This window comes from Agrobacterium sp. rho-8.1 (genome assembly GCF_033957725.1).
Lineage (GTDB): Bacteria > Pseudomonadota > Alphaproteobacteria > Rhizobiales > Rhizobiaceae > Agrobacterium.
The window spans coordinates 1,650,603-1,664,525 of the sequence record NZ_CP192788.1; the positions used below are offsets into that span (position 1 = coordinate 1,650,603).

General features: G+C 57.3%; 12 protein-coding genes. 6 read left to right on the forward strand and 6 right to left on the reverse strand.

Translation table 11 applies throughout. The features are described from left to right. Nucleotides 1-25: 25 nt before the first annotated feature. Nucleotides 26-595: a class I SAM-dependent methyltransferase gene (locus tag RMR21_RS08290; RefSeq protein WP_498667450.1), complete on the reverse strand. Its 570-nt coding sequence runs from the start codon at nucleotides 593-595 to the stop codon at nucleotides 26-28. A gap of 265 nt (nucleotides 596-860) precedes the next feature. On the opposite strand from RMR21_RS08290, the gene RMR21_RS08295 reads away from it, so the two are divergent. The 5 genes from RMR21_RS08295 (at nucleotide 861) to RMR21_RS08315 (ending at nucleotide 7,517) form a co-directional block, all read left to right on the forward strand. Continuing rightward, entirely contained in the window at nucleotides 861-1,535 is a 675-nt protein-coding gene (locus tag RMR21_RS08295) for a response regulator transcription factor (RefSeq protein ID WP_498667452.1), read from the forward strand. After that, nucleotides 1,532-2,917, forward strand: coding sequence for a sensor histidine kinase (locus tag RMR21_RS08300; protein ID WP_498667453.1), 1,386 nt, complete (start codon nucleotides 1,532-1,534; stop codon nucleotides 2,915-2,917). Before RMR21_RS08295 ends, RMR21_RS08300 begins: the two co-directional genes overlap by 4 nt. Before the next feature lie 105 nt (nucleotides 2,918-3,022). Continuing rightward, nucleotides 3,023-4,189 (forward strand): efflux RND transporter periplasmic adaptor subunit, encoded by a 1,167-nt coding sequence (locus tag RMR21_RS08305; protein ID WP_498667456.1) that lies wholly within the window; start codon nucleotides 3,023-3,025, stop codon nucleotides 4,187-4,189. Next, nucleotides 4,186-6,129, forward strand: a complete 1,944-nt coding sequence (locus tag RMR21_RS08310; protein WP_498667457.1) for a MacB family efflux pump subunit — start codon at nucleotides 4,186-4,188, stop codon at nucleotides 6,127-6,129. Before RMR21_RS08305 ends, RMR21_RS08310 begins: the two co-directional genes overlap by 4 nt. Before the next feature lie 5 nt (nucleotides 6,130-6,134). Beyond that, nucleotides 6,135-7,517, forward strand: coding sequence for an efflux transporter outer membrane subunit (locus tag RMR21_RS08315; protein ID WP_498667458.1), 1,383 nt, complete (start codon nucleotides 6,135-6,137; stop codon nucleotides 7,515-7,517). 337 nt (nucleotides 7,518-7,854) lie between these two features. On the opposite strand, the gene RMR21_RS08320 is transcribed toward RMR21_RS08315, so the two are convergent. The 5 genes from RMR21_RS08320 to RMR21_RS08340 form a co-directional block, all read right to left on the reverse strand. After that, nucleotides 7,855-8,262, reverse strand: a complete 408-nt coding sequence (locus tag RMR21_RS08320) for a hypothetical protein (RefSeq protein WP_498667460.1) — start codon at nucleotides 8,260-8,262, stop codon at nucleotides 7,855-7,857. 197 nt (nucleotides 8,263-8,459) lie between these two features. Then, on the reverse strand, nucleotides 8,460-9,302 hold the full coding sequence (locus RMR21_RS08325) for a MipA/OmpV family protein (protein ID WP_498667462.1): 843 nt from the start codon (nucleotides 9,300-9,302) through the stop codon (nucleotides 8,460-8,462). Nucleotides 9,303-9,547: 245 nt separating this feature from the next. After that, entirely contained in the window at nucleotides 9,548-10,375 is an 828-nt protein-coding gene (locus RMR21_RS08330) for a DUF3313 domain-containing protein (RefSeq protein WP_498667463.1), read from the reverse strand. A 170-nt stretch (nucleotides 10,376-10,545) separates the two neighbouring features. Then, entirely contained in the window at nucleotides 10,546-11,898 is a 1,353-nt protein-coding gene (locus tag RMR21_RS08335) for a sensor histidine kinase (protein ID WP_498667465.1), read from the reverse strand. Then, nucleotides 11,895-12,575 carry a response regulator transcription factor gene (locus RMR21_RS08340; RefSeq protein WP_498667467.1) on the reverse strand — a complete coding sequence of 227 codons (681 nt, stop codon included), beginning with the start codon at nucleotides 12,573-12,575 and terminating at the stop codon, nucleotides 11,895-11,897. The genes RMR21_RS08335 and RMR21_RS08340 overlap by 4 nt, the downstream gene beginning before the upstream one ends. A 187-nt stretch (nucleotides 12,576-12,762) precedes the next feature. On the opposite strand from RMR21_RS08340, the gene RMR21_RS08345 reads away from it, so the two are divergent. Beyond that, complete coding sequence (locus tag RMR21_RS08345; RefSeq protein WP_498667468.1) at nucleotides 12,763-13,923, forward strand: efflux RND transporter periplasmic adaptor subunit; 1,161 nt, start codon at nucleotides 12,763-12,765, stop codon at nucleotides 13,921-13,923.

The window sequence follows — 13,923 nt, forward strand, 5'->3', positions numbered from 1 at the left end:
GGAAAACTCATGGACAGACGACCTTTCAGGCGGACCGGGTGATGCGGTAGACAGCAGCAGGAGGGAAATTGATGTAGGCGCGGCCGACGCGCTTGGCCTGAAGGCCCAGTTCTGAAAGCACTGTCCGGCTTACGGGACATGTGGGGCCATAGGTGAACAGGAACAGCGCACCGCCTGTTCGCAAGCAGGAAAATGCACCCTTCATGATGTTTGTCACCTTGTGTTGCGGCATGTTCAGCAAACCAAGTCCGCAAACAACCGCGCCAATCCGTGTGTGTTGTAGAAGGGGAGATGCACCAAGCCGCTCCGCATCCATTTGAACGACCTGCGCACTCGGGAACCGTCTTTCCAAAAGATCTGCAAACTCTGCACAGCATTCAACAAGTGTCAGGTTCTCTTCATGGACTCCCCGCGAGATCAGTGCCTGCGTGAAGACGCCTGTTCCGGGACCAAGCTCGAGCACCCTCCCCGTACGAGGTGAGATCTCCCGCGTAATCAGTGACGCAAGAGCTTTGCCGGAAGGTGCGACAGCAGCAACACCGCGTGGATTGCGCAGCCATTGGCGCAGGAATACCATCACGTCAGAGACCGACATTGTGGTCCCCAATCGGTTGAATAAGAAAAGAGCTGGTGCTGTTTGGTCGTTTGATCGAAGGCATGTGTGTGTCCTGAAACGGGTCGGGCGAAAAAAAGTGGATGCTTCAGGCTGGACAGATGCCACCACTACATGTCGGCAGCCTGTCGCGAAAAAACATTGCGTTATATTAGAAATCAGGGTGTTTTTCTTTTCCGTGCAAGGTTGCCGACATGTAGTCCCTGTAGGCACCCTCCCCATCAAACCTGGTTTTAAGGATGTCGATGTGAGAGTGATGCTGGTGGAAGACGAGCCTGAAATGGCGTCGGCATTGCGCGATGCGCTTGCCCGCAGCGGCATGATCCTCGACCATGCATCAAATCTTGCCGATGCGGAAATCATGGCCGAACCCGGCCTACACGATGTGCTCATTCTCGACAGGCAACTTCCCGATGGCGAGGGCTTGTCTCTTGTTCCCAAACTGCGTGCAAAAGGAAACCTTGTACCCGTTCTCGTCCTCACAGCGCGCGGAGAGATAGCTGATCGTGTCGAGGGCCTGGACCATGGCGCGGATGATTATCTCGCCAAACCCTTTGCCTTCGAAGAACTCCTGGCCAGGTTGCGGGCATTGATGCGCCGTCCTGCCTCGGTGCAGAACGACATTGTAACCGTCGGGCGCCTCACCTACGACCACGTGAACCGCGACGCCAGGGTTGGTGAGGTCGCGATCGACCTGACCCGTCGAGAGCTGCTTGTCCTTGATGCGCTTCTGCGGCGACTTGGGCGGATGGTACCGCGCTCATCATTGATGGAGGCGGTGTTCACCATGGACGACGAGGTTCAACCCAATGCGCTCGATACGCAGGTGTCCCGCCTTCGTCGCAAGCTCGCGGATGCCGACAGCGGCGTCATCGTCAACGGTGTCCGGGGTGTTGGCTACCTTTTGAGGGAAGAGCCATGAAATTACTCAATCCCCGCTCGCTGCGGTGGAGGCTCGTGATCCGGATCACAGCCGCGCAGACAGCCATGCTCGCGTTGATATTTACAGGCATGTTCGCAACGTTCGGTATGCTTTGGTATTTTGGAGTGATCAACAGCGGTGTCAATCAGAACACCACGCCAGACGTTGTCAGCGATGCCCTGCGGCATGGCCCGGACGGACGGCTGTTCGTGGCGCTGACGCCCGAACTGGTGCAACTGAGGTCTGACACGCCGGATCTGTGGTTCCTGGTTCGCGACGTTTCAGGACAGCAACTCATCGAAGGTAACGTTCCTGAAAAAGTGCTGAGAGCCATCCCCGCACTCGATATTATTGCCTATGCGGATCTGTTGCAGGATTTTGGGAAAGACTTGCCACCCATTGCAACGGTGCAGTGGAAGGAGACGGCGGCAGGCCTGGTGAAGATCATGTCGGGAACACAAAGCCACGTCACCGTTGCGCAGATATTGCAATCGAGCCAGACAGCACTCATGCTGATGGCGCTGCTGACTTTGACCATGTCATTGGCGACGCTCCTCGTCATACCCTTCGTCGTCCGCCGGGCTCTCAAAGGTCTTGACTATGCTGCCGAGGAAACCAAAAAGATCGATATCGATCGCAGTGGCACGCGTCTGTCGGTCAGTGATGTACCGCTTGAAATCCTTCCCTTCGTAAGCGCGGTCAACGAGGCCTTGTCGAGGCTCGACAAAGGATATGAAGGACATCGCCGGTTTCTAACCGATGCGGCGCATGAACTGCGCACACCGATTGCAATCCTGACGACGCGTCTTTCCGGGCTGCCTTCCGGCCCACTTAAAAGCCGCCTTTTAGAAGATGCCGCGCGGTTAACCGCGCTGACTGGCCAGCTTCTCGACTTGCAACGCCTCGATCAGCAGACTGTGTCGTTTACACCAGTCGATCTGGTCAAGCTTGGCGAACGCGTCGTACTCGACCTTGCCCCGCTGGCATTCGGTGCCGGCTACGAGATGCTGTTCGAGCCAGAAGCAGACGTCGTTACTGTTCAGGGCGACCAGACCGCCATCGAGCGCGCGCTGACGAACCTTGTGCAGAACGCAATCAATTATGGCGGCCGCCAAGGGGCGATCACCGTTCGTATCTCCGCCAGCGGCTGGATCGAGGTGTGCGATCAGGGCAAGGGCATTCCTGAAGCTGAGCACGAACACATCTTCGAGGCCTTTCACCGCCTCCGGCAAGACGGTCGAGGTGTGGGCCTGGGGCTCGATCTTGTCCAGAAGGTCATGCGGTTGCATGGCGGACACGCAGAGGTTCGGCCTGATACTGGAGAAGGAGCATGCTTCCGTCTAAGCTTCCCGCAGGCAATCACGGACAGACCCAATCCATGACGCCTTTGTAACCAACCCATACCCCCTAATTCAGATTCCGAATGAACCAGGCACAGCGACGGCCTCGTCGCAGCCATGGGCCAATTTTGCCGAAAGCTTATTCATATGACCCCGAAGACGAAGATCGTGACAATCATCACAGTGCTGACCATCGGCACGTTTGCATGGTGGTCCCTGCACGACCGCTCGGCAGCCGAGGACAATCTCCTGACGGCTCGTGTGACACGTGGCGCGCTCACCGAAACAGTCAACGCCAATGGTATTCTGGAACCGTCCCGAACAGTACAGGTTGGCGCGCAGGTCACAGGCCAGTTGAAAGCTGTCCACATATCTCTCGGAGAGGAGGTTAAGGCTGGCGATCTGATTGCCGAAATCGACTCTCTGCAACAGCAGAACGAGTTGCGACAGGCAAAGGCGTCGCTATCGGAAGCGCGCGCCACGGCCCGCTCACGTCAGTATCAACTGGAAAAGGCAAAGCGCGGGCTTTCCCGTCAGCGGGAACTCCACAAGGGTCAGGCTGGAACGGGCGCGGACTTTCAGGACGCGGAAGCCGCCGTCGATATCGCGACAGCCGAGGTCGACGGCTCCGTATCGCAAATCGAACGGGCGACGGTCGAAGTCGAGAAGGCAGAGACCAATGTGGGCTACACCCGCATTCTTGCACCAATTGACGGCAGAGTGATCGCACTGGTGGCCAAGCCCGGCCAGACCTTGAATGCCGCCCAGACGACACCCGTTATCGCGGTCATCGCCCAGACGGATACGATGACAGCCCGTGTACAGGTTTCGGAAGCCGATATCGGGCGCATTCAGATTGGTCAGAAGGTCCGTTTCACCATCTATGGCGACCGAAGGACAGTGCGGGAAACCGTTCTTCGCGAGGTCGAGCCCGCACCCGCCTCCGTTCTCACCACCGATGCTGCGGCCCAAAACCAGCGAAGTGCAGGCACGACGGCGCAGGCCGTTTACTACGACGTCCTGTTCGATGCTCCCAATACAGACGAGGTGCTGAAACCCATGATGACCGCCGAGGTGACGATCATCGTCAATGGTGCCACCGACGTGATCCTCACGCCCTGGCAGTCCCTGACCGGACCCGACCAGAAAGGTCGATACCGCGCTCGCGTCAAAACCAAAGATGGCGGACTTGAAAACCGTGACGTCACCATCGGTCTCACGGATCGTCTGACGGCAGAAGTGAAGAGCGGCCTCGCGGAAGGAGACGAAGTTTTCATCTCCACGGGTGTGGGTACTTCGGAGGCGAATCCATGAGCGGTGCACGTCTTGAACTCAAAGCTGTCAAGCGCATCTACGCGAACGGCGACGAAACGGTGGAAGCACTGGCGGGCGTCGATCTTGTGATCGAGCAAGGAGAACTGATCGCGATCGTTGGCGCATCCGGGTCGGGAAAGTCGACCCTGATGAATGTGCTTGGATGTCTTGTCCCCCCAAGTGAAGGCACGTATCGGGTCGCGGGTGTCGATGTTTCCGCGCTCGACCCGGACGGCGTGGCCCGGCTTCGGAGAGACCATTTCGGCTTCATTTTCCAGCGCTATCATCTGTTGGGAACGCTGTCATCGGTCGGGAATATCGAACTGCCTGCCGTTTACGCCGACATGCCGGTTGCGAGGCGCCGCGAGATGGCGACAGGCTTCGCCACGCGGCTTGGACTTGCGGAGCGTCTGGATTATCGCCCGAGCCAGCTTTCGGGGGGACAGCAACAACGCGTTGCGATTGCCCGCGCACTCATGAACGGTGCGCAGATCATTCTTGCCGACGAACCGACAGGCGCACTCGACAGCCGTTCGGGCGAAACGGTGCTGTCGCTTCTCAAAGAGCTGCATGCGGAAGGCCGCACGGTTATCATGGTGACACACGACCGGAGCGTTGCGGCGCATGCCGACCGGATTATCGAAATCGTGGATGGCCGGATTGTCGCAGACAGCGGTTCCGCGAAAGCGACACCGTTTCGCACTGACACTGACTGGTCCGTCTCGGGTACAACGGCGGCTCAGACCGTCGCTGGCTATACCAGTCTCTTCAACGCTTTTGCGATGTCGCTCCGATCCATGGCGGCGCATAAGCTGCGCACCGCACTTACGATGCTCGGCATTATTATCGGTATCGTCTCCGTGGTGGCCGTTCTGGGACTGGGTGAAGGAGCACGGACGCAGGTTCTGGGAGAGTTCGACCAGTTAGGAACCAGCACGATCACCATATACCCAGGCCTTGGCTGGAACGATCCCAATGCTGCAAAGATTGTCAGTCTCACGGAAGACGATTCCGACCTGCTGTCGGGTCAATCCTATGTCGATAGCGCGACGCCTGAGATCGTTGCCAACCTGCGCGCACGCCATGCGGCTTCGGACGCCGACATTCGTGTTTCGGGCGTCGGAGAAGGTTACGCCCGCACGTCGGGTCTCCTGCTGAAGTCGGGTAGAAGTCTATCCGTCGAGGAAATTCGCGATGGCCGACCTGCTGCCGTCATTTCCGAACAGACCCAGCGTGCGCTGTTCGAGGGTGAGAACCCGCTCGGATCCACGATCCTTCTAGGTAATGTCCCGTTTGCCGTTGTTGGCATCGTTGCGTCCTCACAAAGTGACGGCCAGACGCTGCAGGCCTATGTCGCATACTCTGCCATGAAGACCCGTATCCTCGGGAATGTTTCGCTGGGCAGCATCATCGTCCGCGTCAAGGACGGGATGAACACCGACGCGGCCGACCAGGCGATTACCAGTCTTTTGACGGGACGACATGGGGTAAAGGACTTCTTCACGGTCAATTCAGATCAACTGCGCCGTTCCGCAGAGCGAACGATGGGCGTTCTAAGCCTCCTCATCTCGTCACTTGCCGCAGTTGCACTGGTTGTCGGCGGGATCGGTGTCATGAACATTATGCTCGTCTCCGTGACAGAGCGGACAAAGGAAATCGGCCTGAGAATGGCGATCGGTGCCCGTCGTTCCGATATCATGCTTCAGTTTGTTATCGAAGCCATCTCAGTGTGTCTTGTCGGCGGTGCAATCGGCGTTCTGCTCGCACTCGGTCTCGCCATCAGCGCCAATATGGCAGGCTTGCCCATGCCGATCACCGTTACATGGAAGGCCGTGGTGATGGCTTTTGCGTCTACGACGCTCATCGGCCTCATCTTCGGCTTCCTCCCTGCCCGCAATGCCTCCCGCCTCGACCCTGTCGAAGCGCTCACCAGCGAATGACAGTCATGCATCACACCCTATACACACGCGGCACTATTTTGTTTGCCACCCTGCTTCTTTCTGGATGCGTCACGGCAACCCCTTATGAACGCCCGGAAACCCCGGCAGGGTTCGCATGGAAGGCAGGCAGTGTCACGTCCGAGAAACAGTCGATTTCCGAGCCTTGGTGGGTCGCGTTCAACGACAAGGGTCTCAACCGCCTCGTTCCCGTCGTACTGGCTGCCAACAACGACATTCTTGGTGCAAGCCTGCGGGCCAGACGCGCGCTCTTGGAAGCAGGGTTGGCCGACAACGAGACGTTGCCAGTCGTCAATGGCAACACGAATGCTCAACGTAGCAAGACATTTGACGGTGAATTGCCCGCCGCATCGCGCTTTGGCTCCACCCTTGCTTTGTCTTATGAGCTTGATCTGTGGGGACGCATCTCCGCTCGCAGCGACAGTGCGAGACTGGAGGCAGAGGCATCGACTGCCGATATAGCATCCGCAAGGCTGTCGGTGATCGCCGCAACGGTTTCCACCTGGTGGCGAATTGCGCACGCCAATCAGATGATCGCCAGCGCGGAGAAAGGCCTCGACAGCGCTCGCCGTACGGCAGCCCTCGTCGCAACCATGCGCGCCGCAGAAACGGTGTCTGAACTGGAAAGCCTAGAGTCTGAGGAAACGATCCAAAGTCAGCTCGTCAACATCGAACGTCTGAAAGGGGGGCGCGAGGCACAGCGTATCGCGCTCAAGGTTCTCCTGAACGGTTCGGAAATGCCAGCACTCGAACCTACCCGCCTGCCCTCTGCGAAACTTCCCGAAATCGCCGCTGGCCTTCCTGCGAGCCTCGTCGCCCGGCGTCCAGATATGCAGGCGGCCGAACTTCGAGTTCGCTCTGTGTTGCGGCAAGTCGACGAGAAACAAGCGAGCTTCTATCCGCAGATATCGTTGACAGGTGATCTGGGAACCAATGGCAAACAGCTTGCAGAACTCCTGTCGAACCCGGTGGGTACGCTAGGCGCTAACATGGCGCTTCCCTTCCTCAACATACGCCAAGCAGCGCTCGATATCCGGGTGTCCAAAGCTCGCTATGCCGAAGCTGTCAACGGCTTTCGTGGCACCTTGCTGACAGCACTTTCTGAGGTTTCCGGAGGTCTCGCGTCGCGCCAATCGCTGGCACGCGAACGGGCACGTCTATCGAGCGCCTTTTCAACGCAGAAGAAGATCGAAGGACTGTATGAGACGCGTTTCCGTGCAGGCTCGATCGATCTTCGGTCATTCATCGAGGTTCAGGAACGCACACGCCAACGGGAGTCCGCGCTGATTGACAACCAGCTTGAACGGCTGTTGTCAGAAGCTAACCTTTACAGGGCACTTGGCGGCTCTCCGTCGGCTTCGTCCCGTTAGAGCATTTCCAGGAAAAGTGTACAGCGGTTTTCCGTCCGGACATGCGTTAAAGTAAAAAAAATAGAGCCTTTTCGAGTTTCAAGGAAAAGCGGAAAGGCTCTAGGTTGGAGGTCATCTCACGAGGAGAATAACCATTGGCCCTGCCAGCAAAACTGCAAGCACAAGGATTGGATGGATGTAGACAAGCAATAGTTGGTATATTGTTTTCCGACGGCTCATATGCGCCACCTATGTTGTTGTCGTGGTGGCGACGGTAGAAGTGCTGCATTGCAGCACCATTACGGAAAGACTTCGTTGAAATAGGGAACGGTATTTCATTCTTACAATGCGGCACTCTTCAGCGCTCTCGCCTGGGTTCTTGGAGGAGCCTGATCCGCTCGATGAAAGCCGCCCCGTCGAATTGTTTTGAACCGATCACAGCTTCATCCGTCAATTTCACTGTGTGGAAGAACACCTCAAGGTTCACGACGGGCACAGCCTTGATGTTACGCACCACGTCTATGTCTGCGCGCGTCGTAACAACCAGGGAGTATGCGTCGGAGCCCAAGGCGACGACCAGTTCCGCAACCGATTGCATCGCAGTGGCGAAATGCCCGTGTGCCTCAAGTCTTGCAACGATCATCCGAGCAGCAGGCAACGGTAGGAATACCAGTACTTGCCCTGGTGTTTTGATGTCTGGACGTGGTTTCATCATAGTGAACCTGTAAATGATCCGATCCGGAAATGTGGTAAGGTCGCTGGTCACGGAAACGACCTGAAGCAACGCCCCTTGGTCCACGATGCAAGAGAGGGCAAAACCCTCTCCTTTCAATCAAAGACGGTGCGCAGGTAGAGTCATCGCGCTTGGCTCGCCCTGCCTCGCAATTCGAGTGAGACGTCGACGCCCGTTCTGGCCGGCCGCGGCTTGGGAAATGAGTCTTTGCCTACGACAAGGCCTGCTCATCAGAAGCGGTAGGCAACGCCGAGCATCGCAAACGGCTGGACTTCGTCCTTGACGATAGGACTTTCTTTGGCGTCACCCATCAAGACACCAGCGCCTGCCGCGCCTGTCACCATCCAGTTTTGCGTCATCATGTATGTCACAGAAGCCTTCACATCCACGCGTTTAACACCAGCCTTCGCCTCATAGCGATCAAGTCCGGATGCGGCAGACTGTGCAGCCGTGACGCCAAAATAGCTCTGCATTTCCTTGTCATCAGCCCAGGTGCCGGAGACGTCGCCCGAAAAAATGAAGCGCTCGTAGCGGTAAGAAGCCTTGGCACCGAGCTTGCCAGTCATACCCTCGCTGCCACCGATGGTTTTGTTGAAGGCACCATAGACCTCGAACGGCCCACGTTCATAGCTGACTATTCCGCCGATCACGCCGGCTGCGTCGATGTCGCCGAGTCCTCTCAGATAATCGGAGTCCTTTTCCTGTCTGCCCATGTTGTAGCCGCCCTTGACACCCACCCGGAACCCATCCCGCTCGAGCAGATCGACGGTGATGCCTGTGGTATCGATTTCGACACGATCGCCGATCTTGGCCGAGATCATCGGGAACGGATTGATATCGAATTTGTCGGAACCTTCGTATTCCGGCATGTAGATCGCACCAGCACCGATGGTCACTTTCCAGTCTTTAAGGGTGTCACGAAAATCGCCATAGCGTGCAGTATCGAATTGCTGAGACTGCGGGGCGACAGAAGTTTCTTCTGAGTCCAGGTCGGCCGAAAAGGCTGTGACAGGAAAGGCAGCAAACATCATGGACAACAGAGTTGCGCAAACGGCCGGTGAGACGTTCCGCATTCTCCTGATCCCGACGGAAAGTGATGTGTGATAATCCATGTTCGAAGTCCTGTTTCTTTGAGTTTGAGCGTGCCGTGGACGTTTGATAAAAAATCTGACGGCCATGCAGTGGTGACCCAAGCTGCCTGCGAACCATTGCCGCTGCATTACGACGTGGTCAGCCCTTAAAGCTGCGGGGTCACCGTGAGGCCCCCTCGCCGTTCCATCGGACAGCCGGCCCTCGCGGCGGTCTCTCTCGCGATCGATTAACGCTGCGGTTGGGGTTGTTTGTCAGTCCATTGCGGCGGCGCGCCAACTTGCGTGGCGAGAGCGCCCGCTATTCCAGGCGCTCGACCGAATGCCTCACACGCGGCGTATTTGGGCTTTCCACCCATTGCCGATCGCATGCTGTGGCCTGACGGCAATGAAAGGTCCATGGATTTCGGGTCCTGACCTGTGGACAGCATGCGTGCGAAGTATTTTCCGAAATTGTTGGCGAGAGCGTAAGCGTCGCCGACCTCCGAAACTCGCGGTTTGTTGGTGAACGAATTCGCACCCTTCGACCACAGGACAGCAGCGCGCGGCGTACCGCTGTAATCGACTGCTTCTGCTTCAACGGCCAATCCACCGAGACCGATCGGAAGACGTGGAACGCTGACAGGGAGAGCGAAACTGCTGCCAAGCGAGACTGCGGTCGCCACACCGGCTGCGGCCTTGTTGGTGGGAACGACGCCTGCAACGACCGCCCGCACCGTCAAGTCGGCCGGCTGGCCTGCAGGCGCGATTTCAAACCTGTCGCTGAGCGCCACGCACACGGCGCGATCCAGAGCGTTGGCAACCAGCGATCGGTCACGCGGGTCCTTGATGCGAGATGATGCGGCGAAGGAAAAGGTCGTCGGTATGATCGCAACAGTGCGAACTGCCGCCAGCGCCCTGGTATCGACGAAAGTCCGCGTCTTCGTGAACTTGCCTTTTGAAGCCGTAAGTTGACCAGCCGACGTCAATGTCGTGCCGTCGCTCAAAGGAACGGTGCTACATCCAGAGACCACGAGAAGAATAAGCAGGCCTGTTCCTGCAACGATCAACCGACGCATCAGGACACTGCCCAGGCAACGAAGATATTTTGAGTTGTTTGATTGCCAGACACGTCGTCCTGCCCCTTTTGTCGATCAACTTGTGACGGGACATTGGAGGGCGAGGATTGCCGCAACATTACAGACTTTAAACTATGATCGGAATTCCAGTCGCATTACGGGCTATCGATTCAGGATGTCCGTCTGCCTAGATCAAGCACGATCGTGAAGGTCGTACCAGCGGACGTGCTTTCGACCTCTACCTGGCCATGGTGGTTCGATATGATCTGCCTGACCAGGCTCAAACCAAGTCCTGCGCCAGTCGAGCGTGGCGTGATCCTGTAGAAAGGCTCGAACACGAGCTGCTGCTGGTCTTGGGGAATACCGGGCCCTTGATCGGATACGGCAATCCTTCCGTCTCCGGAGACGGAAACCAGGATCATTCCACCGTTACCTCCATGGTCGACGGCATTGCTCACGAGATTGCTGACGGCACGCGGCAGCGATGATGGGTTGCCCTGGCATTCAAGAGTGTCGATCTCGGACTGGAACGAAATCTCGTATCCTGCAGCGATCGCCAGCGGGGCAAAATCCGCGACCACGTTGCGGCATATATCAACGACATCGATGGTCTCATGACGGTCGCTGGCCTGATCGTTACGCTCGAAGTCGAGAAGCTGTTCGGCGGTTACACCAAGGCGCGCGACGTCTCCCATCAGACGCCTCTGCTCCGCTCCTTCCGACATTCCTTCGATCCGGGTCTGCATAATGGCGATTGGTGTCCTGAGTTCATGGGCGGCATCGACCAGAAAGCGTTGCCTTGCCTGGAACTGCTTTTCGAGGCGCTCCAGTATGCTGTTGAACGCCACGATGAGAGGAATGACCTCGCTCGGAACGTGCGATGTCGGAAGCCGACCGCCTTCGCGTCCCGGATCGATTTCCGGGGCCTTTCGCACTACATCATTCAGACCCGCCAGCGCTCGACTGACGATCCGGGGCACGGTCAGGAATATCGCGGGCACTGCGATTGCAAGTAGCGGCACATAGATGGGATAGGTCGCGGAAAGCAACGTGATGAAAGCAGAACTGGCCGTGGATTTGCCTCCGTACATGACGCGGACGTTCCCAACCGCAGTTTCTATATCATCGATAGATGCAGCTTCTCCAACGCCCTCCGCGCCACGGATGTCACCGTCCTTGATTAGATAGACGTATGGGGCAAGGCCCTGGTAGGTGCCTGGAACCGGGCCGTAGGATGCGAAAGCCGGGGAACCTGCCGCTACGACGAACCAAAGTCCCTCATGTTCCTTTTTCAATGCACTGAGGCGCGAAGTCTCCGTGAGAACCAATCTACCCTCCGTGTCACGGGTCACGGCGTCTGCCAGAACTGAACCCAGCTCATGCTTCAGCGGGATGTTCGGCGACAGGATCATCGCACCGTAGACGCAAAGCCCGATGACCACTGCTGCAATAACGCCAGTAAAAACGACACTCAGTTGCCAGCTCAGTTTCCACCAGAGGGAATAGTTGGACCCGACTTTCACAACAAACCGTCCTCTTTCAACAGGTAACCGACGCCACGGATATTGTGCACCGTCACCCCCGCTGCTGCTTCAACCAACCGCTTTCTCAGCCTTGAGATATGCGCATCCAGGGCATTCGACTGAATTTCCTCTTCATAGTTATAGACCGCCGTCTCAAGTGTCGCTCGAAGGACGGTTTTGTCCTTGCGCTTGGCAAGCGCCACGAGAACCAGTAGCTCGCGGCGAGGAAGCTCGAAAGGCATGGAATCGAGGATGACACTCAAGTTCAGGGGATCAATGACAAGACGCCCCGCCGTGATCTTCTCCTCGACCAGTGTGCTAGGCCGCCTCAGAACCGCGCGCAGACGGGCCAGCAGCTCTTCCACGAGAAATGGTTTGCCCAAATAGTCGTCGGCGCCGCCGTTTAAGCCTTCGATCCGCTCCATCGGCTCATTGCGTGCGGTCAGGACAATCACCGGCGTCTCGACGCCTGCCCGCCGCAGCTTGGGAATAAACGTCAGTCCTTCTCCATCAGGCAAGCGTCGGTCAAGGACGATCGCATCGTAAGCGTTTTGCAAGGTCAGTTCCAAACCATCAGCAAGGCACATGGTGTGATCCACCACGATGCCCTGCTTGCTCAGTGCCGCCGCCAACGCAACGGCGAGCTCCTTCTCGTCTTCAATCATCAGAAGTCGCATGTGATCGCCTCTTTTCGTCCCGTACCCGTTGCATGGCGAGTGTTGCAGCAACATTGCGGTCACGCAGTTTGCACCATGTAATGCTGCTGCAATTGTCCATCCCTATCGATGAAGCAACAAGACGTCAGGGCGTGACGCGACGATGTCATCTGCCAGAGCGCATGCTGACCACCGAAGAGGATTGTTCATGATGGTGTCAACACAAAACCGCAGGCTCGGAATAACAGGTTTGCTTCTCGGTGGCTGCGCGCTGGCCCTTATCTATTTCGTGCCTGGCCGCGAAACGGTAGACGCGAACGAGCGGATCAAGACAATCGTTGAAACCGCATCTCTTGTGGAGGCTGCGAAACCTTTTGAATTATCGCTGGCCGAGGTCACACGTGTTTCGCGGGCACCGGTTACAGAACGCTTGCGCATCAGCGGCGAGGTCCAGCCAGTGAGAAGCGTCATTCTGCGATCACGTAGCGCGGGCAGAATAACCGAGGTAGCCGTCCAGGAAGGGCAAAAGGTCAAGGCTGGTGACATCCTGGTCCGTTTCGACACGGCCGATCTTAAATCGACATTGCAGCAGCGAGAGAGTGACCGCGACGTCGCGGACGCGGAATTATCGCTGTCGGTGATGGTGTTGCAGAGAGCAACACAACTTGCCGCCAAAGATGTGGCTCCAGCCGAAAAGCTCGAGAAGGCAAAGAGCGATGTTGCAGTTGCTCGCGCCCGACTTCAAAGCCTTTCCGCGCAAGTGGACATGGCACGCGTCTCATTGAGCGAAGCCGAGGTCGTTGCTCCCTTCGATGGAACGGTATCAGCAAAGATGGTCGATGTCGGAGCTCGGGTCGGTGACGATGCAGACCTCGTGACATTGGTGGACATGACCGAGATGGAGGTCAAAGCTCTCGTTTCGACCCGCGATATCGCCCGTATAAAATTGGGCCAGACTGCGCAGCTTCAGTTCGAAGGAATGCAAGACAAAACGATCGGCGGGACAGTGAGCCGTATCAACCCGGTTGCAGACAGCGGCACACGCTTTGTCGCGGCGTACTTGCGGCTGCCTGCGCACAAGGCGACACTTTGGGGTGGCATGTTTGCAACCGGCTCGATCCTCGTCAGGGAAAATTCAGATGCACTCCTGATCCCGGCGATTGCCCTGCGAAATGACAAGAATGGTGATTATGTGCTGAAGATCGAAAACGGGCATCTGCGGCGACAGCCTGTGACAGTCGGCTCAGCATGGGACGGTGGAACACTGCTCGATATACCGGATGGCCTTAATGTCGGTGACACGATCATCACGGCACCACTTTCCGAGCTTCGTCCGGATATTGCGGTTACGCTGAGCAAGGTGGGTTGA